The organism is Blautia sp. Marseille-P2398, from assembly GCF_964240315.1.
Classification (GTDB): Bacteria; Bacillota; Clostridia; order Lachnospirales; family Lachnospiraceae; genus Blautia_A; species Blautia_A wexlerae.
The window spans coordinates 138,516-162,724 of record NZ_CAXSTD010000002.1 but is presented as its reverse complement, the minus strand read 5'-3'; the positions used below and the strand labels follow the sequence as shown (position 1 = coordinate 162,724).

General features: G+C 43.6%; 22 protein-coding genes and 3 pseudogenes. 14 read left to right on the top strand and 11 right to left on the bottom strand.

The window, feature by feature from the left end:
• Positions 1–12 precede the first annotated feature (12 nt).
• Positions 13–1,407 carry a CapA family protein gene (locus ACESZG_RS03395; protein ID WP_373217559.1) on the bottom strand — a complete coding sequence of 465 codons (1,395 nt, stop codon included), beginning with the start codon at positions 1,405–1,407 and terminating at the stop codon, positions 13–15.
• Between the two features lie 361 nt (positions 1,408–1,768).
• On the opposite strand from ACESZG_RS03395, the gene ACESZG_RS03390 reads away from it, so the two are divergent.
• Both ACESZG_RS03390 and ACESZG_RS03385 read left to right on the top strand, forming a co-directional pair.
• Positions 1,769–2,320, top strand: a complete 552-nt coding sequence (locus ACESZG_RS03390) for a flavodoxin family protein (RefSeq protein ID WP_025576904.1) — start codon at positions 1,769–1,771, stop codon at positions 2,318–2,320.
• A gap of 60 nt (positions 2,321–2,380) precedes the next feature.
• A complete protein-coding gene (locus ACESZG_RS03385; RefSeq protein ID WP_161276404.1) occupies positions 2,381–2,740 on the top strand; it encodes a hypothetical protein in 360 nt (119 codons plus the stop codon).
• Between the two features lie 63 nt (positions 2,741–2,803).
• Here the strand turns inward: ACESZG_RS03385 and ACESZG_RS03380 are convergent, their stop codons facing one another.
• The 3 genes and pseudogenes from ACESZG_RS03380 to ACESZG_RS03370 all read right to left on the bottom strand — a co-directional run.
• Positions 2,804–3,793 (bottom strand): 2-hydroxyacid dehydrogenase, encoded by a 990-nt coding sequence (locus tag ACESZG_RS03380; protein WP_008704545.1) that lies wholly within the window; start codon positions 3,791–3,793, stop codon positions 2,804–2,806.
• A gap of 454 nt (positions 3,794–4,247) precedes the next feature.
• Positions 4,248–5,522 (bottom strand): 3-phosphoshikimate 1-carboxyvinyltransferase, encoded by a 1,275-nt coding sequence (gene aroA, locus ACESZG_RS03375; RefSeq protein WP_373217556.1) that lies wholly within the window; start codon positions 5,520–5,522, stop codon positions 4,248–4,250.
• 92 nt (positions 5,523–5,614) lie between these two features.
• Positions 5,615–5,725, bottom strand: a pseudogene (locus ACESZG_RS03370) (DUF6783 domain-containing protein); the annotation flags it as partial.
• Here ACESZG_RS03370 and ACESZG_RS03365 point away from each other — a divergent pair.
• A pseudogene (locus ACESZG_RS03365) lies at positions 5,675–5,827 on the top strand (DUF6783 domain-containing protein). The pseudogenes ACESZG_RS03370 and ACESZG_RS03365 sit on opposite strands and share 51 nt — an antisense overlap.
• On the opposite strand, the gene ACESZG_RS03360 reads toward ACESZG_RS03365, so the two are convergent.
• A complete protein-coding gene (locus ACESZG_RS03360) occupies positions 5,793–6,884 on the bottom strand; it encodes a prephenate dehydrogenase (protein ID WP_025576901.1) in 1,092 nt (363 codons plus the stop codon). The pseudogene ACESZG_RS03365 and the gene ACESZG_RS03360 overlap by 35 nt on opposite strands.
• Positions 6,885–7,091: 207 nt before the next feature.
• Between ACESZG_RS03360 and ACESZG_RS03355 the strand changes: the two are divergent.
• The 3 genes and pseudogenes from ACESZG_RS03355 to leuS form a co-directional block, all read left to right on the top strand.
• Positions 7,092–7,199 (top strand): annotated as a pseudogene (locus ACESZG_RS03355) (DUF6783 domain-containing protein); the annotation flags it as partial.
• Between the two features lie 335 nt (positions 7,200–7,534).
• Positions 7,535–9,625 (top strand): elongation factor G, encoded by a 2,091-nt coding sequence (locus ACESZG_RS03350; RefSeq protein WP_373217554.1) that lies wholly within the window; start codon positions 7,535–7,537, stop codon positions 9,623–9,625.
• 435 nt (positions 9,626–10,060) lie between these two features.
• The gene (gene leuS / locus ACESZG_RS03345) at positions 10,061–12,463 is read left to right on the top strand and encodes a leucine--tRNA ligase (protein WP_022381115.1); all 2,403 of its coding nucleotides are present in this window, start codon (positions 10,061–10,063) and stop codon (positions 12,461–12,463) included.
• Between the two features lie 68 nt (positions 12,464–12,531).
• Here leuS and ACESZG_RS03340 read toward each other — a convergent pair whose 3' ends face one another.
• From ACESZG_RS03340 to ACESZG_RS03330, 3 genes are all read right to left on the bottom strand, one after another.
• On the bottom strand, positions 12,532–13,899 hold the full coding sequence (locus tag ACESZG_RS03340) for an MATE family efflux transporter (RefSeq protein ID WP_373217552.1): 1,368 nt from the start codon (positions 13,897–13,899) through the stop codon (positions 12,532–12,534).
• 27 nt (positions 13,900–13,926) lie between these two features.
• Positions 13,927–15,483, bottom strand: coding sequence for an ABC-F family ATP-binding cassette domain-containing protein (locus ACESZG_RS03335; RefSeq protein WP_373217550.1), 1,557 nt, complete (start codon positions 15,481–15,483; stop codon positions 13,927–13,929).
• 144 nt (positions 15,484–15,627) lie between these two features.
• Entirely contained in the window at positions 15,628–17,373 is a 1,746-nt protein-coding gene (locus ACESZG_RS03330) for an NFACT family protein (protein WP_055059422.1), read from the bottom strand.
• Positions 17,374–17,969: 596 nt separating this feature from the next.
• On the opposite strand from ACESZG_RS03330, the gene ACESZG_RS03325 reads away from it, so the two are divergent.
• The 7 genes from ACESZG_RS03325 to ACESZG_RS03295 all read left to right on the top strand — a co-directional run bounded on the left by ACESZG_RS03325 (position 17,970) and on the right by ACESZG_RS03295 (position 22,654).
• Positions 17,970–18,851: a YicC/YloC family endoribonuclease gene (locus tag ACESZG_RS03325; RefSeq protein ID WP_373217548.1), complete on the top strand. Its 882-nt coding sequence runs from the start codon at positions 17,970–17,972 to the stop codon at positions 18,849–18,851.
• Positions 18,852–18,862: 11 nt separating this feature from the next.
• The gene (locus ACESZG_RS03320; protein WP_008704535.1) at positions 18,863–19,135 is read left to right on the top strand and encodes a DUF370 domain-containing protein; all 273 of its coding nucleotides are present in this window, start codon (positions 18,863–18,865) and stop codon (positions 19,133–19,135) included.
• Positions 19,128–19,751 (top strand): guanylate kinase, encoded by a 624-nt coding sequence (gene gmk / locus ACESZG_RS03315; protein ID WP_008704533.1) that lies wholly within the window; start codon positions 19,128–19,130, stop codon positions 19,749–19,751. Before ACESZG_RS03320 ends, gmk begins: the two co-directional genes overlap by 8 nt.
• 42 nt (positions 19,752–19,793) lie before the next feature.
• On the top strand, positions 19,794–20,165 hold the full coding sequence (gene rpoZ, locus ACESZG_RS03310; RefSeq protein WP_195382612.1) for a DNA-directed RNA polymerase subunit omega: 372 nt from the start codon (positions 19,794–19,796) through the stop codon (positions 20,163–20,165).
• A gap of 88 nt (positions 20,166–20,253) precedes the next feature.
• The gene (gene rimO / locus ACESZG_RS03305; protein WP_373217545.1) at positions 20,254–21,591 is read left to right on the top strand and encodes a 30S ribosomal protein S12 methylthiotransferase RimO; all 1,338 of its coding nucleotides are present in this window, start codon (positions 20,254–20,256) and stop codon (positions 21,589–21,591) included.
• The gene (gene pgsA, locus ACESZG_RS03300; RefSeq protein WP_008704529.1) at positions 21,575–22,114 is read left to right on the top strand and encodes a CDP-diacylglycerol--glycerol-3-phosphate 3-phosphatidyltransferase; all 540 of its coding nucleotides are present in this window, start codon (positions 21,575–21,577) and stop codon (positions 22,112–22,114) included. Before rimO ends, pgsA begins: the two co-directional genes overlap by 17 nt.
• 15 nt (positions 22,115–22,129) lie before the next feature.
• Positions 22,130–22,654 carry a CinA family protein gene (locus ACESZG_RS03295; RefSeq protein WP_173681286.1) on the top strand — a complete coding sequence of 175 codons (525 nt, stop codon included), beginning with the start codon at positions 22,130–22,132 and terminating at the stop codon, positions 22,652–22,654.
• A gap of 155 nt (positions 22,655–22,809) precedes the next feature.
• Here the strand turns inward: ACESZG_RS03295 and ACESZG_RS03290 are convergent, their stop codons facing one another.
• Complete coding sequence (locus tag ACESZG_RS03290) at positions 22,810–23,082, bottom strand: hypothetical protein (RefSeq protein ID WP_008704527.1); 273 nt, start codon at positions 23,080–23,082, stop codon at positions 22,810–22,812.
• On the bottom strand, positions 23,075–23,440 hold the full coding sequence (locus tag ACESZG_RS03285) for a hypothetical protein (protein WP_055150147.1): 366 nt from the start codon (positions 23,438–23,440) through the stop codon (positions 23,075–23,077). The genes ACESZG_RS03290 and ACESZG_RS03285 overlap by 8 nt, the downstream gene beginning before the upstream one ends.
• 178 nt (positions 23,441–23,618) lie before the next feature.
• Between ACESZG_RS03285 and ACESZG_RS03280 the strand changes: the two genes are divergently transcribed.
• Positions 23,619–23,804: a hypothetical protein gene (locus ACESZG_RS03280; protein ID WP_173681285.1), complete on the top strand. Its 186-nt coding sequence runs from the start codon at positions 23,619–23,621 to the stop codon at positions 23,802–23,804.
• 74 nt (positions 23,805–23,878) lie between these two features.
• Here the strand turns inward: ACESZG_RS03280 and ACESZG_RS03275 are convergent, their stop codons facing one another.
• Positions 23,879–24,199, bottom strand: coding sequence for a hypothetical protein (locus ACESZG_RS03275; protein WP_008704523.1), 321 nt, complete (start codon positions 24,197–24,199; stop codon positions 23,879–23,881).
• Positions 24,200–24,209: the final 10 nt, after the last annotated feature.

Sequence of the window (24,209 nt, the reverse complement as noted above, 5' to 3'; positions counted from 1 at the left end):
TGAAGGCTCCATTTATTCGGCGTCCGAATTATCAGTATCATAGGATTCGTCGTATGTCTCTGCGTCTGTGTCATCTGAAGCTGAACTGTTCATATCAACGATATCGCTATCTGAAGCAGCTGTATCTGCAGAACTGCTCTGGGAGTCATTATTACTGTTATATTTTGCAGTAAAAGTACTGCCTTCTGCAGTAGAAATCCAGGAACTCCGCTCATTGATTTTTCCAAGGATTCTTGTTGCCTCATCACCTTCTGCCGGAGTTGGCTGATAATTATTATATCCATCATAGGCAGCAGAAGAAATGGAGCAGGGAATGATATTGGTCACGTTGTCTTTTTTTACCCCATCGGCATCAATAGTAAAGGTCTGCTGGTAGATCATGGTGTCCATATCACTTGGAGAACTGTTGCCGCCGAAGCAGAAGTTTCCGAGGCTGTATACAATATTTCTGCCTTTATAAGTTTCAATGCCCTGAAGTACATGCGGATGATGTCCGCATACAAGATCAGCGCCTTCATCGATCGCGATGCGTCCAAGTGTTGTCTGGTTGCTGTCCGGAACGGTTTCCGTTTCATTACCCCAGTGGAAGATCACAACGATCAGCTGTGCCCCGTCTGCCTTTACTTTTGCAATATTGTCTTTTAACTGCTGCTCGCGTTCAAGATGGTCATACAGTTCATAGATACCGACTAATCCCACTTTAATTCCCTTTACATCCATAACAGCAGTTTCATCATATCCGAAATGCACAATCCCTGCGTCGTCCAATGCTGCCAGAGTATCATTGAAACTCTGCTCACCATAATCATGACTGTGATTGTTAGCGGTATTTACGGCTTCTACAGATCCACTTGTCAGAATAGAGGCATAGGATGCAGGTGCTTTAAACGCAAATGTTTTATCCTCCCGTTCATCAGAATCGGTGAGTGTTCCCTCAAAATTCGCAATAGTCAGATCATCTGTGGAGAAAATATCTTTTACATTCTGCAGGAAATAATCTGCACCGTAATTTTCATAATAAGCATTTAAGCTGGTATCATAATCAAAAGTTTCATCTGTGCCAAGAGTGCAGTCACCGACAACGCTGAGTGTCAGAGAAACAGGAGAAGATACTGTAGCATTGGAGGAATCCGTGTTCTGAGAATCTGAGGATGCTTTCTGGCTGTTGTCCTTAGAAGCGTTCATGGAAACAGTTTTTTTGGCTGCTGCCTGTCTGGAACTCATATAGTTGCTGCATCCGCGGATACCTGCCAGAATAAGTATAAAAACCAGAACAAAGATACCGATACCTGTTGCAATCAGCAATTTTTGCCTTTTTTCCTGATAGTATTTTGATTTTTTGTAGATGTCTTTCCTGCGTGCAGAAGAAGATTTCGTCTGGCTTCGCTTGTTGGATTGTAGGCTCATATGTATAGTTCTCGCTTTCGTTTATAATAGATTAGAGATATAGTATTAAAAAAATATTAAAGAGACCGGGCAGTTAAAATATCTGAACAGATGATCAGAATTAACAAAAAATAAATCGTAATTGCTATAGGATATATTCAAAGTATATAGAGAATTCACAGAATCGTCAAGAAATAAGTCTTTTCATAAAACCGTATTTTTGTTATAATACCATGACAAAAGGTTACATAAATATTACAGACAGAAAAAAGAGATGTGTTATCCTAAAGCGTATGAAACATGCTCTGAAAGCACTCAAAGATAATGAGAGATGGGTACGTGAGATAGCACTTCTCAGGAAAGAATATGAGGAAAAATAAAGATGAAAACATTGATATTCAACGGTTCACCGCGAAAGAACGGTGAAACTGCATATATGATCCGGACTCTGCAGGAAAATCTTGGAGGGGATTTTAAGGTGGTTAATGCCTACAGGGCAGATATCCGCCCGTGTATAGACTGCAGATGGTGTTTTGACCATGCAGGATGCGCAGTCAAAGATGAATGGCAGGAGGTTCTTTCGTACATTGAAGAATGTGACCATATTATTATGGCATCTCCTGTATATTTTGAGGAGGTTACGGGAATGCTTCTTGCTGTGATGAGCAGACTGCAGACCTATTTCAGTGCAAGATATATCCGTAAAGAAGAACCTGTTCCTAAGAAGAAAACAGGAGCAGTTCTGCTGACAGCAGGAAGTATCGGACCCAGAGAAAAAGCGGAAAGTACGGCAGAGATGCTGCTTCGTCAGATGAGTTGTGACAGTCTGGGGACTGTATATGTGAACCGTACAGACAAAGTGCCGGTCAGAGACAGAGAAGATATCATACAGGAAATAAAAGATCTGGCAGGCAGATTGAGAACAGCAGAATAAATATTATCTGAAAATGAAACACCATTTGTGTTATGTGGAACAGACGAAAGGATGATTAAAATGAAAAAAATAAAATACTTTATGATTACAGGAATGCTTTTGGCATCCATCGGTCTTGCCGGATGTGGGAAGAAGTCAGAAGATGATATTACAAATAAGGAAATTTATCAGGATGATCTTGAACCGCTGACAGAAGAAGAGCTGAATGAAATGGATGCAGATACTTCTGACGAGGATATGAAACAGATTGATGAGCCTGAGGAAGAAACCGCTGACATTACAGATACTACAGATGCAACAGAAACTACAGATAAAGCAGAAACTTCAGATTCTTCTGCAAAAAAATCTGCGGATAAAACTGAAACATCAGATTTTGCAGATACAACAAAATCAGAAACTAAAACGAAAACTGAAAAATAATCACAAGGGGGCTGTCGCTGGAATTATTATTGCGACAGCCCCCTGATCATATTTCTGTAATTATCAGGAAAGAACCTCGTTCTTCAGTTCGTTCCCATCCATAAATGCTTTCGCATTTTCGAGAGTAGTCTCGGCAATGTTAGTCAGTGCTTCTTTTGTAAAGAATCCCTGATGAGAAGTCATCACTACATTCGGGAAGGAGAGCAGGCGCTGGGTAATGGAGCTCTGCAGAATACGCTCGGACATATCCTCGAATACGAAATCAGTTTCTTCTTCATAAACATCCAGTCCTACTGCAAAGAACTTATGATCACGGATTCCGGAGATCAGGTCCTCTGTCTTGATCAGGCCGCCGCGGGAAGTGTTTACAAGAATTACACCATCTTTCATTTTGGCGATAGTTTCTTCATTGATGATGTGTTTGGTTTCTTCTGTAAGCGGGCAGTGAAGACTGATGAGATCACTGGTTGCCAGAAGCTCATCCAGAGATACATATTCCAGATAATCCAGGCTCTTATTCGGGAAAAGATCGTAAGCGATAACTCTCATACCAAAACCTTTGCAGATTTTTGCCATTGCCTGGCCGATTTTTCCGGTACCAATGATTCCGGCAGTTTTCTGATAGAAATTAAGTCCCATCAGACCACTTAAAGAGAAGTTGTTTTCGCGGCATTTGATGTATGCTTTATGTGTGTGGCGGTTTGCTGTCAGCGCAAGTGCCATTGCATGCTCAGCCACAGCTTCCGGAGAATATCCCGGAACACGCAGAACCTTCATTCCGAATTTGTGAGCAGTTTCCAGATCTACATTGTTATATCCTGCGCAGCGCATAAGGATCAGTTTTACACCCTGAGCATTCAGCTCCTCGATAACAGGAGTGCTCAGATCAGCGTTTACAAAAGCGCAAATTGCCTCATATCCTTTTGCAAGGGAAGCAGTTTCTTCATGAATATTTGCTTCAGTAAATTTAATTGTAATTCCCGGATAGGAAGGAAGAAGCTTCTCGAAAAATTCTTCGTCGTAGTTTTTTGTGCCGTAAAATAAGATTTTCATAAATGTTAGCTCCTCTCTGGCTGTATACCTGTATGGTATACTCACCGTGAAAATTATAATATCAGTGTTTATAGCAATCCTCATAAATAATGCATCTTAATCCAGACCATCAGAGTGTGAAATCCTGCTATAGTAAAACAAATCGAATAATGTTAAAATAATAACAATCTTCTGACGATTCACATTATAACCGATTTATCGGAAAAAGAAAAGGCTATTTTGGATAAAATTTCTCAAGTATCTATAAAAATACAATCTGAGAGAGTATGAAGATACTGTAAATAGGAATTGCAAATTATGCTTTATTATGAAAAGTATGTACAGAAAGACAAAAGATATGCAGGATAAAAAAACATTTTGCGGGATATTACCGGTGAACAGTAAAAATTATGCTGCTGTCAACAAACATAAAAAAATGATATGTTGACAGCAGCATAATTATAAATGACAGTTGCTATTTTCCGAGAGAGTACAGATCTTCATAGAATTCCGGATAGGAAATTTTAACGCAGTCCCCATCTTTGATAGTAAGTGTACCGTCACAAATTGTACCTGCAACAGCAAAGGACATGGCAATACGGTGATCAAGATAAGAATTGATCTCGGCACCATGAAGTGGCTTTCCTCCATGGATGATCATTCCGTCATCAGTCGGCTGAATATCAGCTCCCATGCGTTTCAGTCCTTCTGTTACCACTGCGATACGGTCGGATTCTTTTACCTTCAGCTCCTGTGCGTCCCTGATAACAGTAGTCCCCTCTGCAAAAGCTGCCATTACAGCGATCATCGGGATTTCATCGATCAGTGTGGGGATGATCTCACCCTCAACAGTGGTTCCGTGAAGACTGCTTGTGCGGATCAGCAGGTCAGCGGTAGGCTCACCCTCTGTACTTGCATTCAGCAGAGTAATATCAGCCCCCATAGCCCTGCATACACGAAGCATTCCGTCTCTGGTTGGATTAATGCCTACATTTTTAAGAAGAATCTCACTTCCGGGAGTAAGAAGCCCTGCTGCGATAAAGTAAGCAGCAGAAGAAATATCTCCGGGAACTTTAATCTCGCGTCCGTTCAGTACAGGCTCCGGTTCAATAGAAGCAGTTGTTCCCTGGGAAGTCACATTTGCGCCGAAATAATTCAGCATGATTTCTGTATGATTTCTGGAAAGTACCGGCTCAGTAACGCTGGTGATCCCATCTGCATACATACCAGCCAGAAGCACGCAGGATTTTACCTGTGCGGAAGCAACCGGTGACTGATAATGAGCGGCATGTAAAGGCTTTCCTGTAATACGCAAAGGTGCGCATCCATTGCCCCTCAGACTTACGATATCAGCGCCCATAGACAGAAGAGGAGTCATAATCCTTTTCATTGGACGGGACTGAATGGAAGCGTCACCGTTTAATTCGCTGGTAAAAGACTGTCCTGCCAGAATTCCGGAGATCAGTCTTGTGGTAGTCCCGCTGTTTCCCACATCCAGAGTTTCAGACGGAGCACTGAGTCCGTGAAGTCCCTTTCCATGAACGAGGATTTCGGAAGCATTTCTTTCAATATCGATTCCCATTTTCCGGAAACAGGAGATTGTAGAGAGACAGTCAGCTCCCTCAAGAAAATGTGTGATCTTTGTAGTACCCTGTGCAAGAGAACCGAACATAACTGCACGATGAGAAATGGATTTATCTCCGGGTACAGTGAGTTCTCCTCTGAGGTTTGTCTGTTTTTTTATTTCCATGTTTGATTCCTGCCTGTTTTTATAATATTTCTGTATTTCCCTGCAGTTATTTATAGCAATCTGCTTTTGACAAAATATTTTTGAAATGAATGTCAAAGGGTGATCTGTTTAGAGCGTGTCTGAAAAAGGCTTTCTGCAAGATGTGCGTCACAATTTGTGGGATATTTTGCCCGGATGAGGGCGCCGTAGCGGGCTACGGCAACTGAATTCGGGTGAAATATCCTGCAAAGTGGGGCGTGCAGATTGCGGGAATGATTTTTCAGATACGCTCTAGCGTTCGTAGACAATATAATTTCTTTTTTTAAGGAGTGCGGCACCCTTTTCCATAGAGATTCCGTCGTAGAATTCAATTTTGAGGACACCTTCCTCGAATTCACGGTTGTGAATGATACCGATATTTTTAATGCTGATCTTCTCCATCGCAAGGATAGTGGCAATCGTAGCAATACCGCCGGCCTCATCCGCAATATCAAGATACAGGACATAAGCTTTTTTCAGCAGACCATTGTCTACCACATCAATAGAATCACGGTAATCCCTGGAACTTGCAAACATCTGATATAGACTCCTGGAGTCCTTGTTATCCACAAAACATTTGATCTGAACCAGCAGGCGGATGTAGTCATCCAGAACATTGGAGATATTCTGATTATTTTCCACACAGATCTGCTCCCACATAATTGGAGAAGAAGAAGCAATACGTGTGATATCACGGAAACCTCCGGCTGCAATCGTTTTCATGTATTCCTGATCACTGTCCAGCATATTGACAAGATTTACCAGTGCAGAAGCGATAATATGAGGCAGATGGCTGACTCCGGCAGTGATGAAATCGTGTTCTTCACTTGTAAGGACCATCGGGATCGCACCAAGGGAAGAAATCATCTCTGTGAAATCTGTCAGGCGTTCCAGTGCAACTTCACCGCCCGGAGTAATAATATAGTAAGCATTCTCAATCAGACGGTCACTGGAAGCTTCGAATCCGGTCTTCTCAGAACCGGCCATTGGATGACCTCCGATAAAACGGGATTCCATTCCAAGACGTTCTACTTCTTTATGGATAATGCCCTTGACACTTCCAACATCTGTGAGGATCGTGTCAGGACCGATATTGTCTTTGAAATATTCAAGATATTTTACATTAAATTCTACAGGAGCACACAGGAAAATATAATCGCAGCTCCTGAAACGTTCATCATGTTCTTCGCATACAGCATCGATCATATTGCTGCTTACTGCTGCAGCAAGTGTTTCCCGATCCTGGTCATAAGCAAGAAGTCGGTAGTCTTCATGGTATTTTCGGATGGCCTTGGCAATTGATCCGCCAATCAGTCCGAGACCGATAAAACCGATAGTTTTCATAGTGGTTTTTGCATCCTTTCAGGTAACATTATTCGTAACTGTGAAAATACGGAACAGTTACATGATTTCATAATTTACTATTTTAAAGGATATGATTTGAAAAGTCAATTCATACGGCACTTTTATACATAAATAATTTAAAGCAGCAAAGCGAACGCCGTATCATATGCAGATATCTTCCATGTCTTTCGCACTCTGGTTACTAGAGTGTGTCTGAAAAATCATTCCCGCAATCTACACGCCCCACTTTGCGGGATATTTCACCCGAATTCAGTTGCCGTAGCCCGCTACGGCGCCCTCATCCGGGCAAAATATCCCACAAATTGTGACGCACATCTTGCAGAAAGCCTTTTTCAGACACGCTCTAGGACTGCTATAGTCAACTGAAAAAACGATGCACTATAAATATTCGTACAATCAAAATCAGTCAGCCAGCTGCACGTTTGAGATAAAATTCACAGTCGCGATCCGTGAAAATTACTGAAAATATATAAAATGCTCATCAATTTACAAGAAGTTCACAAAAAAAGATGTTAAAATTTCATAAAATACTTGAAAAATATAAAAAAATTTAGTAATATATAGCCATATCGTTGCTGCGGACGTTGCAGGCGGCAATAACATAACAGACAAACAGGGAGGTACGCAACATGGATGTATTTAGAACTGACCGAATTAGAAATGTAGTCCTTTTAGGTCATGGGGGCGCTGGCAAAACTACACTGGCAGAAGCAATGGCTTACTTAGCAGGAATGACTAACCGTCTCGGAAGAGTAGAAGACGGAAATACTGTCAGCGATTATGACAAAGAAGAGATTAAGAGACATTTTTCCATTTCTACCACATTGATCCCGGTACCATGGGATAAGGTAAAGATCAATGTGCTGGATACTCCCGGATATTTCGATTTCGTAGGCGAAGTAGAAGAAGCAGTAAGCGCAGCAGATGCAGCGATCATTGTAGTTTCCGGTAAAGCAGGCGTTCAGGTTGGAACACAGAAGGCATGGAACTTATGTGAGAAATATAAACTTCCGAGAATGATCTTTGTCACAGATATGGACGTAGATGATGTCAGCTACCGTAAAGTAGTAGAACAGCTCACTGAACTCTACGGCAAGAAGATCGCACCGCTTCACTTCCCGATTCGTGAAGACGGCAAATTTGTAGGATATGTAAATGTTGTAAAACAGGCAGGACGTAAGTACATAGATAAAGGTAAGAAAGAGGAATGCCCGATTCCTGAATACCTGGATGAATATCTGGAGAAATATCACGATATCCTTATGGAATCTGTTGCAGAGACCAGCGAGGAATTCATGGACCGTTATTTTGAAGGTGATACATTCTCGGTAACAGAGGTTTCCGCAGCACTTGCAATGAACGTACAGGAAGCATCTATCGTACCTGTATGCATGGGCTCACCGATCAATCTTCGCGGTGTATCCAACTTACTGGATGATATCTGCGGATATTTCCCAAGCCCGGACAAACGCTCCTGCAACGGAATCGCTCAGAAGACAAATGAGATCTTTGAAGCAAACTACGACTTCACGAAAGTGAAATCCGCATATGTGTGGAAAACAATTGCAGACCCGTTCCTTGGCAAATATTCTCTTATTAAAGTATGCTCCGGTGTTATCAAATCCGATGACACTTTATTAAACGTAGAGAAAGGCGAAGAAGAACGTCTGAATAAATTATATGTACTTGAAGGATCCAAACCGATCGAGGTTCCGGAACTTCATGCCGGTGATATTGGTGCAATTGCCAAATTAAACAGCGTACAGACTGGTGACAGCCTTGCGACAAAAGCAAATCCGATTCTTTATCCGAAGGCACTCCTTTCCACACCATATACCTGCAAGAGATTTAAAGCAGTGAAGAAGGGTGATGAGGATAAGATTTCCCAGGCACTTGCGAAGATGATGAGTGAAGACAAGACACTTCGTGTAGTAAATGACAGTGCAAACCGTCAGAGCCTTATCTATGGTATCGGTGATCAGCATCTCGATATCGTTATGAATAAATTAAAAGAACGCTACAAAGTAGATGTTGAGCTGAGCAAACCGAAGGTTCCGTTCCGCGAGACGATCCGTAAGAATGCAGATGTAGAGGGTAAACATAAGAAACAGTCCGGTGGACATGGACAGTATGGACATGTTAAGATGCGTTTCGAGCCATCAGGCGATCTGGAGACACCTTATGAATTTGAACAGGTTGTAGTTGGTGGTGCAGTTCCGAAGAACTACTTCCCGGCAGTTGAGAAAGGTCTTCAGGAATGCGTATTAAAGGGACCTCTGGCTGCATATCCGGTAGTTGGTGTGAAAGCTACTCTGTATGATGGTTCCTATCATCCGGTAGACTCCTCTGAAATGGCATTTAAGATGGCTACCATCCTTGCATTCAAAAAAGGCTTCATGGATGCATCACCTGTACTCTTAGAGCCAATCGTATCCATGAAAGTAACAGTTCCGGATAAATACACAGGTGATGTTATGGGTGACCTGAACAAACGCCGTGGCCGTGTTCTGGGTATGACTCCTGACCATCAGGGAAATACGATCATTGAGGCAGATGTACCTCAGCTTGAGATCTATGGATATTCCACAGATCTGCGCTCCATGACAGGCGGAAGCGGAGAATTCTCCTATGAATTCGCACGCTACGAGCAGGCTCCGAACGATATCCAGGCAAAAGAGATTGAAGCAAGAGCAAGCAAAGTGGATAAAGCTGAAGAATAAAAAAGGGTAATTACTGATAGAGCAGTAATTTGTGTTAGCGCAGTAATTAAAATATAGTTAAGAAATAAAAATGGCAGGACATTTTGCAGAGATGCGGAATGTCCTGTTTTTTACGTTTTGTTGATACACTCTAGTGGTGTATTACTCGAAAATGCGAAATAAGTGCCATTTGTAAAGCAAAAACACTAGATACAACGAAACGTTACATTGACAAACAGCCTTTGTTGAATTAAAATAAATTTTTAGGATAAGATGTCCATAATCGGACTGAAACCGCCGGAAATAATAAAAGCAGCTGTGTAGCTCAGTGGAGCAAACAGTAGTGGTGTCATGGACGCACCCTGAAAAAGACGATATCTCGCCTTAAGTCAGATGCCCTGGTAACTCTGTTGCCGGGTAGTTCACATACAGCAAAATGTTGGAGGAAGTATAGAGATGAAATACTTGTTTAAAAAGATCGAGCCTAAGTGGCAGGCAAAATGGGAAGAGGCCAAAGTCTTCGAAGCCAAAGATAACAGTGACAAACCTAAATTCTATGGTCTGGTAGAGTTCCCATATCCAAGCGGTGCCGGTATGCACGTAGGACATATCAAAGCATATTCCAGTCTGGAGGTTATTTCCAGAAAACGTCGTATGGAAGGCTATAATGTACTTTTCCCGATCGGATTTGATGCATTTGGTCTCCCGACAGAGAACTACGCGGTAAAGACCGGAACACATCCACGTATCATCACAGATGAGAACATCAAGAGATTCTCAAACCAGTTAAAGAAAGTTGGATTTTCCTTTGACTGGAACCGTGTGATCGATACAACAGATGAAGACTACTACAAATGGACACAGTGGATTTTCCTGAAAATGTTCGAAAAAGGTCTTGTATTCAGAGACAGAACACTGGTTAATTACTGCCCGCACTGTAAAGTAGTCCTTTCCAATGAAGACAGCCAGGGCGGTAAATGTGATATCTGCCACAGCGATGTTGTTCAGAAATCCAAAGATGTATGGTATTTAAGGATCACCCAGTATGCAGATAAGCTTCTGGAAGGTCTGAAAGATGTAGATTATCCGGATAATGTAAAACAGCAGCAGATCCACTGGATCGGTAAATCAAAAGGTGCTTTCGTTAACTTCGATGTTGACGGAATCGATGAGAAACTTGAAATCTATACAACCAGACCGGATACTCTGTTTGGTGTAACATTCATGGTAATCGCACCGGAACATCCGATCATTGACAAATATGCAGATAAAATCACAAACATGGATGAGATCACTGCATATCGTAATGAGTGTGCAAAGAAAACAGAGTTTGAGAGAACTCAGCTTGTAAAAGATAAAACAGGTGTGAGAATCCAGGGACTTGAGGGAATCAACCCGGTTAACGGTAAGAAAATCCCGATCTACATTGCTGACTATGTAATGATGGGATATGGTACAGGTGCTATCATGGCAGTACCTGCTCACGACCAGCGTGACTATGATTTTGCGAAGAAATTCGGCATCGACATTATCGAAGTTATCAAAGGCGGAGATATTTCCAAAGAAGCCTATACAGGCGACGGCGAAATGGTAAACTCCGATTTCCTGAACGGATATGCAAAGAAGAAAGATTCTATTGAGCGTATGTTGGAAGAACTGGAGAAAAAAGGAATCGGTAAAGCCGGTGTTCAGTATAAGATGAAAGACTGGGCATTCAACCGCCAGAGATACTGGGGTGAGCCAATCCCGCTTATTCACTGCCCGAACTGCGGTGTTGTGGCAGTTCCGGAGAACGAACTTCCGCTGCGTCTGCCGGATGTAAAGGACTTCGAGCCGGGTGAAGACGGACAGTCCCCACTTGCAAAGATTGATTCTTTCGTAAACTGCACATGCCCGAAATGCGGTGCTGCAGCGAAGCGTGAGACAGATACTATGCCTCAGTGGGCAGGATCTTCCTGGTATTTCTTAAGATATACAGATCCGCACAATGCAAATGCACTGGCTGATATGGACAAACTGAAATACTGGATGCCTGTTGACTGGTACAATGGTGGTATGGAGCATGTTACCAGACATATGATCTACTCCAGATTCTGGCATCATTTCCTGTATGATCTTGGCGTAGTAAATACACCGGAACCATACGCAAAACGTTCCATCCAGGGATTGATCCTCGGACCGGACGGAGATAAAATGAGTAAATCCAAGGGTAATGTAGTTGACCCGCTGGATATTGTAGAAGAATACGGTGCAGATACTCTTCGTACCTATGTGCTGTTTATGGGTGACTATGGCGCAGCTACACCATGGAGCGAGAACTCTGTAAAGGGCTGTAAAAAGTTCCTGGACCGTGTTGCAGGTCTGACAGATATCCTTTCTGAAGAATCTGTATCTGATGAACTGGAGATGAAACTCCACCGTACCATCAAGAAAGTTTCTTCTGATATCGAGAACCTGAAATTCAATACAGCGATCGCCAGCCTGATGACACTCATTAATGAGATCACAGCAGAAGGACACTTAAGCAAAGATGACCTTACCATCTTTATCAAACTGCTTAGCCCGTTTGCGCCACATATCTGCGAAGAAATCTGGGAATTTATCGGAGGTGAAGGCTTACTGGCAGTTTCCGAATGGCCGAAATACGATGAAGGTAAAACAATTGCCAAGACCGTTGAGATCGGTGTACAGGTGAACGGTAAAGTAAGAGGAACAATCGTAATCCCTAACGGATGCGAAAAAGAAAAAGCATTCGAGATCGCAAAAGCAGACGAGAGAATTGCTTCCTTCCTGGAAGGCAAGAACCTTATCAAAGAGATTTATGTACCGAATAAGATCGTAAACTTTGTTGCGAAATAATAGAAACAGTAAAAAGAGGACTGACAGAAATTTTTCTGAACAGTCCTCTTTTGAGTTTGCCAGCTGTATTAAGAGACCTTTTCAGGCAACCGCCTGCTGATATGCCGGAATGTCAGTGTAAACACGATTCCCTTCACGATAGAAGAGATTGTAAGCGCCCACCATACACCATTTAATCCCATTCCCGCATGTGTCAGGATCAATGCCAGCGGGATTCGTGAGCCTGTCAGGATCACACTGATCGTACTGGATAATCTGGTGCGTCCAAGTCCTGATAATGCGCCCACTGTCATCAGCTCAATGGACATAAAGACTTCACTGAATCCGATAATGACCAGATAATTGACAGCAGTATCCAGAGCTTCTTTTTCGTGGAAAAATAACCTGGCAATTGGTTCCGGAAGAAAGACAAAAGCTGCAGTGACAAACAGGCCCCAAATTGTGAGAACGCGAAATGACAGACTGTAACCTTTACGGATACGGTCTTTTTTTCGTGCACCGTAGTTTTGGGCAATAAAAGCATTCAGTGCTGAAGCAAAACCATCAGCAGTATTCCAGGATACGGATTCAATCTGTCCGCCAACACGCTGCGTTGCAATAGCGGCAGCACCATAACCAGAAACCATACGGGTCAGAATCATGGAGATGAAACAGTAAATGCTTCCCTGTATAGCTGTGGGAAACCCGATCCTGAAAATGTGCTTATAATATTCTTTTGGAAAAACAGACAGCAGATTCAGATGCTGTAAAACATTGGGCTCCAGTCTGGAATGCCGGATACGCATAACCATCACCACAAAAACCAGAATCTGTGAACTTACTGTCGCAATAGCGGCTCCGGCAACCTCCAGCCTCGGGAAAGGTCCGATGCCAAGGATCAGCAGCGGATCCAGAATCATATTTCCTGCAAGCCCGATAAAATTTGCAAGCAGGGGAGTGCGGGAATCTCCCTGCGCAGTAGAGAGTCCTGTCAGCGTCAGATTCAGATAAGAAAAAAGGATCAGTCCACAGGTGATCAATGTATAAGATCTGGCAGCAGTATAAGTTTCTGCGTCGGTCAGATTAAAAAATCCCAGCAGAGGCTGTATGAAAATAACACAGACAGCAGCAAACAAGATGCCGGACAGTGCAGTGAGCTGCAGAGAACCGGCGGCATAGGAACGTGCCTGGTCATAATCTTTGCGCCCGCATGCCTGAGCTGTATTTACCTGTCCGCCCATTCTTGACAGGGATGCAAGCCCCTGGGAGAGCCAGACATACATTCCGCCTACTCCCACGCCTGCAACCGCCTTTGCACCAAGCAGTCCGATCCATGCCATATCCATAATACTGTATGCTGTTCCCAGCATGGAAGAAATCATGATAGGCAGAGCCAGCTCTGCCAGAGTTTTCAGGATCGGACCGGAAGTCAGATCCACAGTTTTTGATTTACTCATTTGTAATAACCCTTCATGTACCAATTATTATAATACTTTTGTAGTCCATTTACTGCAGTCCCATACCTGAGAAACCACATCGCGGTAAAACTCCGGTTCATGGCAGATCAGGAGAATGTTTCCCTTATATTCGATCAATGCCTGCTTCAAAGCTTCTTTTGCATCCACATCCAGATGATTGGTAGGCTCGTCCAGAAGCAGAATGTTCGTTTCTTTATTCACCAGCTTACACAGACGCACCTTCGCCTGCTCCCCGCCACTCAGTACACGTACCTGACTTTCAATATGCTTGGTAGTCAGACCGCATTTGGCGAGAGCAGACCGCACCTCATACTGAGTATAAGACGGAAACTCCGCCCAGATCTCATCAATACAGGTAGTCTTGTTATCACCCTTTACTTCCTGCTCAAAATATCCAATCTGAAGATTCTCCCCAAGTTCGCAAGAACCCTTCAGAGACGGGATCAACCCCAGAATACTCTTCAGTAAAGTCGTCTTACCGATACCGTTTGCACCAACCAGCGCAATCTTATTTCCTCTTTCCATAGAGAGAGTAACAGGTCTGGAAAGAGGTTCATTATAACCAATAACCAGATCCTTCGTTTCGAAAATATATTTCCCCGGAGTGCGTCCGTATTTAAAATGAAACTCAGGCTTCGGCTTCTCGGCAGCAAGCTCGATCACATCCATCTTATCCAGCTTCTTCTGTCTGGACATTGCCATATTTCTTGTAGAAACCCTGGCCTTATTTCTTGCAACGAAATCCTTCAGTTCACTGATTTCCTGCTGCTGGCGTCTGTAAGCAGCCTCAAGCTGAGCCTTCTTCACCTCATACACTTCCTGGAAATGGTCATAATCCCCGACATAACGATTCAGTTCCTGATTCTCCATATGATAAACCAGATTGATAACAGAATTCAGAAACGGAATATCGTGGGAGATAAGGATAAATGCATTCTCATAATCCTGCAGATAACGCTTCAGCCATTCGATATGTTCCTCATCCAGATAGTTGGTAGGCTCGTCCAGAAGCAGGATATCCGGCTTCTCCAGAAGCAGCTTGCCAAGCAGAACCTTGGTTCTCTGACCACCACTCAGGTCTGTAACATCACGTTCCAGTCCGATATCCAGAAGTCCCAGGGCTCTGGCAACTTCCTCCACCTTCGCATCGATCACATAGAAATCATGCATGGTAAGGGTATCCTGAATAGTTCCCAGCTCCTCCATCAGAGTATCCATCTCCTCAGGAGAAGCAGTGCCAAGAGAGTCACAGATCCCATTCATTCTTTCCTCCATCTCAAAGAGATAAGAGAACGCAGACTTCAGCACGTCACGGATGGACATACCCTGAGAAAGGACAGAATGCTGGTCCAGATAGCCGACACGTACATTCTTTGCCCATTCAATCTTACCCTCATCCGGCATCAGCTTTCCGGTTACAATATTAAAGAAAGTAGATTTACCTTCCCCGTTGGCACCAACCAGTCCAATATGCTCGCCCTTTAACAGGCGGAAAGACACATCATTAAAAATCGCCCTGTCTCCGAAACCATGTGTCAGATGTTCAACATTCAAAATACTCATAAAAAGAAATTCTCCTTAATTATTGTTATATAATGTCAGGGTCCAAAGGTATTTCACCCCTGACCTGACATCCACGAATTACTTACTCCGCTGCAAAGCAGCTCCCGCAATTCTTTTAATATTTGTAACTATACAACAGTATGATCAGACTTCCCTGACTCCTTTTAATGACGGCTCAGCCATCAGCGAATAATTTGTATAATAAACCACAAATCCAGGCTTCGCCCCTGCAGGCTTTTTCACCTGCTTCTTCTGGATATAATCAATCTCCACCTTAGGAGCAGTACGTCCTTTGGAATAATAAGCAGCAAGCTGTCCCGCAATCTCAAAGATATGATCCGGCAGTTCGCCGTCCTTAGACTTCACGACCACATGCGAACCGGCCATCTTCTTGGCATGAAACCACCAGTCATTCCCTGTGGCAAACTTAAAGGTAAGCTCATCATTCTGGAAATTATTTTTTCCCACATAAATATCATACCCATCCTCAGTCACATAATGGAACGGCTTAGACTTACTCTGTGCCTTCTGTCCCTTCCTGCGGTCATAATGCTTCTTAATATATCCATACTCCATCAGCTCTTCCTTGATCTGTGCCAGATCACTCTCAGCCAAAGCAATATCCAGAGCATTGGAAACAGACTCCAGATGCTCAATCTCACTTCTCGTATCTGCAATCTGCTCAGTCAGAGCCTCCTCCGTACGCTTCAGCTTTCCATACTTGTCAAAATACTTCTTGGAATTCTCCGCCGGAGTCATAGTAGGATCAAGAGGAATAGTAATCTCCTCATTGGTATAATAATTCAGAGCCTTAAACGACTTACATCCATCCTCCAGCCCATACCCATAAGTATTGATCAGCTCCCCGTAAACCTTATACTTCTCTTTCTTCGCAGTATCCTTCATCTGCTTCTCCTGCAGACTCAGCTTCTTACGGTTACGCTCCAGCGCAGTCTGCACGATCCTCCTCAGATCCGAAGACTTCTGATGGATACGCGTCAGCGTATTCTTCGTCGCATAATAAGTCTCCAGCATCTGTGAAACACTGTCAAACTCCACAGAATGATACTCCGGTCCATACTGCTGGAACGCAAACACACCATACTCCACAGGTTCTTCCCCCCGGTAAACAATATTCGGAGAAAAATCCCCCTCCACAACCTGATCCATCAGCCTGCGGAACGTATGATACAAATGCACCCTCGCCGCCTCATCCAGAGACTGCGCTGCATCACTTCCGTCGATCGAAGCCCTGAAACAGATCTCCTCCGCAACAACCGGACTGATTCCAGTAAGAGAAGAGTAAACAGCCCTGGAAACATTACATGGCTTCCTGCACACAACATCATAGAATTCCTCCTCACTCACAGTCAGCGGATCCAGCTTATCCTGCGTCTTCGGAATAAAATACTCCCTTCCCGGAAGCACCTCACGCACAGAACTCATATGAGAAGAAACATGCTTGATACTATCCAGGATCATCCCTTTATCATCACAGAAAATAATATTACTGTGCTTGCCCATCAGCTCCATGATAAGAACCTTCTTACAGGGATCTCCCAGCTCATTCAGATGCTCCAGCTCAAACATCACCACACGCTCCATCCCCGGCTGCCTGATATCCGAAACCCTCGCACTTCCAATATGCTTACGCAGCAGCATACAGAAATTAGGCGCAGTCATAGGACTGGGCTTATTCTTGGAAGTAAAATAAATCAGCGGAAGAGAAGCACTGGCCGAAAGCAGCAGCCTGCACTGCCCATTCGCCCCCTTCCCCGTAATCAAAAGCTCATCCGCCTCCGGCTGAGCAATCTTATTAAACCGTCCTCCATCCAAATTCAAATGCAGCTCCTTCACCATAGCCGCAATCGTAATTCCATCAAAAGCCATATAAAAACACTCCTTTAAAAAATAATCAGTAAAAATAATCAAAACTCAATCAATACGACAGTACGATCAAGAAAAGAAAAAATAAATCAGTTAGTCAGAATAATTAACGTTTTACGTCAGAAAGGCGAAGCCCTTTCTGACAAACAAACTATAATAAGCTTTTCTGAAAGCCGTTCAATTTAAAGGATATACCATATACCTCCAACAGCCAGTCACCAGCAGGAGAAAATAAATAGTTCCGGGCGCATTTGCAGGGGTTGTAGTAACTCTTAGGCTTCGGGAATCTGCGTTATGAAAAAAACAGCAACCTGTCTGAGCGAAGCGAGTTTTGCTGTTTTTTTCATGCCTTTAGCAGATTTCCGAAGCCTTAGAGTTGACTAAACCCCGAAACCGCGCCCGGAACTATTTATTTTCTCCTGCGTCCTACCTGCGTCCCACCTGCGGCGTCCCTTCTGCTAGTATACCACACATTTCCTACCGCCATCAACGAAAAAATGTTTGACTCCCATTCTATAATGAACTATAATAAATCTGTATGTAAACCAGAACAGGCACACATACCCCGACACTAATAGACAGACAAAGAGAGAAAAACTATGATAAAAAGCATGACAGGTTTCGGCCGGGCAGAAGTCGTGACCAAAGAAAGAAAAATAACAATCGAACTAAAATCTGTCAACCACAGATACCTGGACCTCAGCATCAAAATGCCCAGAAAACTCAACTTCTTGGAAGGCGCAGTCAGAAACCTGATGAAAACCTACATCCAGAGAGGCAAAGTTGATGTATACATCACATACGAAGACTACACCATGGACAACGGAGCTCTCAAATACAACAGAGAACTCGCATCCGAATACATCACCTGTCTTAAACAGATGCAGCAGGACTTTGACCTTGACTACGATATCAAAGTCAGCACTCTGTCACGCTATCCGGAGGTACTTGTCATGGAAGAACAGTCTGTTGATGAGGAAGCACTCTGGGAATCTCTGGAACCGCCCCTTCGCGAGGCATGTGAGAAATTTGTCCAGACAAGGATACTGGAAGGCAGAAATCTTGAGAAAGACCTTATCGGAAAACTGAACAGCCTTGAAGAAAAAGTATTACGTGTAGAAGCCCGCTCTCCGGAAGTAGTCAATGCCTACAGGACCAAACTGGAAGCAAAAGTTTCCGAGCTGCTGGAAGATACACAGATCGACGACAACCGCATCGCAGCAGAAGTCATCCTGTTTTCAGACAAAATCTGCAATGATGAGGAAACCGTCCGCCTTCACAGCCACATCAGGAACATGAAAAAGATGCTCACAACAGAGAAAGAAGGCATCGGACGCAAACTGGACTTCATGGCACAGGAAATGAACAGAGAAGCAAACACGATTTTATCCAAATCAAGTGATCTGGAGATCTCCAACATTGCCATTGATCTGAAAACAGAGATCGAGAAAGTCAGAGAACAGATCCAGAACGTAGAATAGAGGAAGAAAACGTGGCAAGACTTATTAATATCGGTTTTGGAAATGTAGTCAATTCACAGAAAATCGTGGCAGTGGTAAGCCCGGATGCGGCACCTGTAAAACGAATGGTGCAGAGCATAAAGGGAACCCGGTCACTGATTGATGCAACTCAGGGGCGAAAGACAAAAGCAGTGATCGTCACAAGCGACGATTATCTGGTGCTCAGCGCACTTCAGCCTGAGACCATTGCCCGGAGATTTGCAGAAATATATGAAAACGAGGATAAGGGAGAGACCCATGAATAAAGGAATTTTAGTAGTGGTTTCCGGATTTTCCGGTGCAGGAAAAGGCACAGTAATGAAACGCCTCATGGAGAAATATGATGGTTATGCATTATCTGTCTCCGCAACAACCAGAAAACCCCGTCCCGGTGAAGAGGACGGCAGAGAATATTTCTTCCGTACAAGGGATGAATTTGAGAAGCTGATCGAAGAGGATGCATTGCTTGAATATGCCCAGTATGTGGAAAATTATTATGGTACCCCACGCTCTTATGTCGAAGAGCAGCTTCAGGCAGGCAGAAATGTAATCCTTGAGATCGAAATCCAGGGCGCAATGAAGATCAAAGAGAAAATACCGGAAGCACTTCTGGTGTTTGTAACTCCGCCGACTGTGGAGGAACTGGAACGCCGTCTCACAGGCAGAGGAACAGAAACCGCACAGGTGATCGCAGACAGACTTGCAAGAGCCGGTGAAGAGGCAGAAGGTATGGGACAATATGACTATATTCTTGTCAACGATACTGTAGAGGAATGCGTAGACCATCTTCATCAGATTATTGTGAGTGAACATTCCAGAGTATCCAGAAATGCAGAATTTATCGCAGATATCCAGAAACAGACAAAAGCATTTCAGAAATGATAAACATGCGGCCCAGACCGCTTAAAAGAAAGGAGAAAATACATGATACATCCGTCTTATACAGAATTAATCGAAGCAATCAATACAAACAGTGAGGACGACGATACAACAATGTCCCTTAACAGCCGTTATTCCCTTGTACTTGCTGCAAGTAAACGTGCACGCCAGATCATTGCAGGTTCCAAACCAATGGTAGAGGGTGCGGCAGGCAAGAAACCTCTCTCAGTTGCGATCGACGAGCTCTACAAAGGAAAAGTAAAGATCCTTGCTCCGGAAGAAGAGGATGAAGAAGGAACAGAACAGACAGCTGAGGCACAGGCAGAAGAATCAGCACAGGCTTCTGAAATCACAGAGACTGCTGAAACAGCAGAAGAAACAACTGCAGAAACAACTGCAGAAACAACCGAAGAGTAAGAACTGATGGTAACACAATAGATAAACAAAAGGATGTGTCTGAGAATTACAGAGGTATATTTTCAGGCACATTCTTATAGGAGAATTTATGAAATTATTATTCGTATCATTAGGCTGTGACAAGAACCTTGTAGATTCCGAAGAAATGCTTGGACTTCTTACAGGTAACGGGTTCGAGATCGTAGATGATGAAACTGAAGCAGAGGCCATTGTGGTGAACACCTGCTGCTTTATCAATGACGCAAAGGAAGAGAGCGTCAACACCATCCTTGAGATGGCAGAATACAAGAAAATCGGGAGCTGTAAAGTCCTGGTTGTCACAGGATGTATGGCGCAGCGTTATAAGAATGAGATCATTGAGGAAGTACCGGAAGTAGATGCAGTACTTGGAACAACTTCCTACGGAGACATCCTTAAGGCAATCCGTGAAGCAATGGAAGGAAAACATTTCCAGGAATTTAAAGATATTGATTATCTTCCGGAAAAGCTTGGCAAACGTGTTCTCACAACAGGCGGACATTTCGGATATCTCAAGATAGCAGAAGGCTGTGATAAACACTGCACCTACTGTATCATCCCGAAACTTCGCGGTAAATTCCGAAGCGTTCCGATGGAACGTCTGGTAACACAGGCAAAGGAGATGGCAGAGGAAGGCGTAAAGGAACTGATCCTTGTCGCCCAGGAGACAACCGTATATGGAACTGATATATATGGAAAGAAATCTCTTCATATCCTCCTGAAAGAGTTATGCAAGATCAAAGGAATCCGCTGGATCCGCGTGCTTTACTGCTATCCGGAGGAAATTTACGATGAACTGATCCAGACCATGAAAGAGGAGAAGAAGATCTGCCATTATCTGGATCTTCCGATCCAGCATGCAAGTGACCGTATCTTAAAGAGAATGGGAAGAAGGACAACACAGGCAGAGCTGGTGGAGATTGTAAATAAGCTTCGCCGGGAGATTCCCGACATCGTGCTCCGTACCACTCTGATCTCCGGATTCCCCGGGGAAACACAGGAAGACCACGAAGAGCTGATGAGCTTTGTGGATGAGATGGAATTTGACCGTCTGGGAGTATTTACTTACTCATCGGAAGAAGATACACCTGCAGCAACGATGCCTGATCAGGTTGCGGAAGAAGTCAAAGAGGCCAGACGTGACGAGATCATGGAGCTTCAGCAGGAGATTTCCTATGATAAGGGAACTGACCGTATCGGACAGGAACTTCTCGTGATGATCGAGGGAAAAGTTGCAGATGAGAGCGCATACATTGGCAGAACTTACGGAGATGCACCAAAGGTCGACGGTTATATTTTTGTGCAGACAGGAGAACTCCTGATGACAGGAGATTTTGCAAAGGTACGTGTGACCGGTGCACTGGAATATGATTTGATAGGAGAGTTGGCAGATGAATACACCGAATAAACTTACAGTAGCCAGAATGATCCTGGTTCCGTTTCTTGTACTGTTTATGCTTACAGACCTGGGCGGTGAGGCAAACCGCTATATAGCACTTGCTATTTTTGTTGTTGCAAGTGTGACCGACTGGTTTGACGGAAAGCTTGCCAGAAAATACAATCTGGTGACAAACTTTGGTAAATTCATGGATCCTCTTGCAGACAAGCTTCTTGTATGTTCTGCAATGATCTGCTTTATTGAACTGGAAAAACTTCCGGCATGGTTTGTTATCATTATTATAGGAAGAGAATTTATTATCAGCGGATTCCGTCTGATCGCAGCCGAGAACGGTGTTGTGATCGCGGCAAACTACTGGGGCAAATTCAAGACGGTTTCCCAGATGATCATGATCATTTTACTGCTGATCGATCTGGGCGGAGTGTTTGATATTCTGGAACAGATATTTATCTGGCTTTCTCTGGCACTTACCGTTATTTCCCTGATCACATATATCTGGCAGAACAGGAGTGTTCTGTCCATGCAGGATTAGAAAGAAGGCTTTAATATGGCTTCAGAAAAGGAAGCATCAGAAGAATCAGCATTAGAGAAAACAGCATTAGAAGAAACAGTTGTAGGACTTCTGAAAAAAAAGAAAATGACACTGTCTCTTGCCGAGTCCTGTACAGGCGGTGCGGTAGCAGCGGACATCGTAAATGTACCGGGGGCTTCTGAGGTATTTATGTGTGGTTATGTTACATATACAAACCGCGCCAAAAGAAAATGTCTTGGAGTAAAGAAGAGCACACTGAAGAAAGAAGGTGCTGTCTCAGCCAAATGTGCCAGACAGATGGCAAAAGGCGGTGCGAAAGCAGCCAAAACCGATGTCTGTCTCTCTGTGACAGGGCTTGCAGGTCCGGGCGGTGGAACAGAGGAGACACCGGTGGGAACCGTATTTATGGGATGTTACTGTGCAGGAAAGACAACTGTGAGGGAATTTCATTTCGAAGGTGACAGAAAAAGTATCAGAGACCAGGCAGTTGTACAGGCACTGACATTCATCTGCGACAGATTGCACAAATGTGACAGATAATAATTGGTGACAAGTTACATTACTGAACATAAGAGTACATTTCGGAAAGTTGATGAAATGTACTCTTTTTGTTATCATAGCAATTCGTATTAACCGAATCAGGTAAGTTTCCTGCGGAGTCTGCGAAAAGCAATAAGCAGTGGGTGGGGGCTTGGTCACCGCATCATTTTCATAAGGTTCACCACTTTATCAAGTTTTTGTGCCTCTGCGGGAGATTTCCCCATCTTCAGCACTTCAATGATCGCAGAAATCTCATCAGCATTAAATTTCAGACCGCCTTTTTTCCCCTGAGCAGCTGCACTCATCAGGAAAGGCAGCATCTCATTTGCACCCTTTGAACTTCCCTGGGAAGCCAGATTCTGAAGCATATCAAGCTTGGAACGATCCATGCCTGCAAGCTTCGGGTTGTTGCGCCAGTCATCATTCATGGGAATCCTCCTTCTCACCATCTGCAGGCTGATTCATGAGCTGCAGCATCTGAACCATAGCCATCATATTTACCATCTGATTTAATTTATCCCTGCTGGGACCATAACAGAAGCTGCGGATATCATTGACGATATCCACTGGATTCTGGGCCGGCATGCTCATGGCACACAGATCGCTGCCGGAACTTCTTTTGCTGAAAACAGAAACCGTATTGATAAATTCAACCGCTTTTTCATAGACTGAGAAAATCTGCTGTCCTTTTGGCGGAAGATAAGGAATGGCGGCTTTTATCATCTGTCCGCGGTCAGAACTGACCATCTGATCCAGCAAAGTCTGGGAAATCTGCTCTTCATTCATAATATCTGCTTCCATTTTATGTTTTTTATTAACAGAATATGACGGGGAGAAGGATTCTGACATATAATAAAGTAGAATTTAAATAACTGTGAGACTGCTTTACTGCACGCTGCCTCAAATTTTATGGAATTGCTGCAGGTATCATGCGTTTGCAGTTGCAAAAAATGGAGAATCAGATATGGGATCAGAGTCAGAAGAAAAGAAAGAAATGCTTATTATAGATGGAAATGCTTTTTATGAGATAGATCTGGAGTGTGTGAAAAAGAAAAAACAATGTGCTCAGACAGTGCACCAGGAAAAGAAAACAGACAGGATCAATTCCCGGAATATGAAAGATAAGGATAATATCAGGCAGCATGAATAATAAGGACGAAGTTATAATCCTGTAAAATATAAAGAGGCAGAGGGAAAGCTCCCCCTGCCAACAGAAAATGATTGTCAGCAGCCACATCCACAGCCATTGTTTCCGCATAACAGAAGCAGCACGATAATGATCCAGCAGTTGTCGCCGTTGCCACATCCGCCGCAGCCATTGCCGCATCCGCAGTTATTGTTTCCGCACAGGCACAGAAGGATGATGATCCAGAGGATATTACAGCAGGAGTTATTTCCGCCTGAAAGACCCCATCCACTGTTACATCCACATCCGTTATTACATCCGCAGCCATTGTCGCATCCGCATCCGCTGTTATTAGCGCAGCCACATCCGCATCCTCCTCTGTCCTCACATCCGCAATTTGTAGCAGCTAAGTCGCTCATATTAAATCCT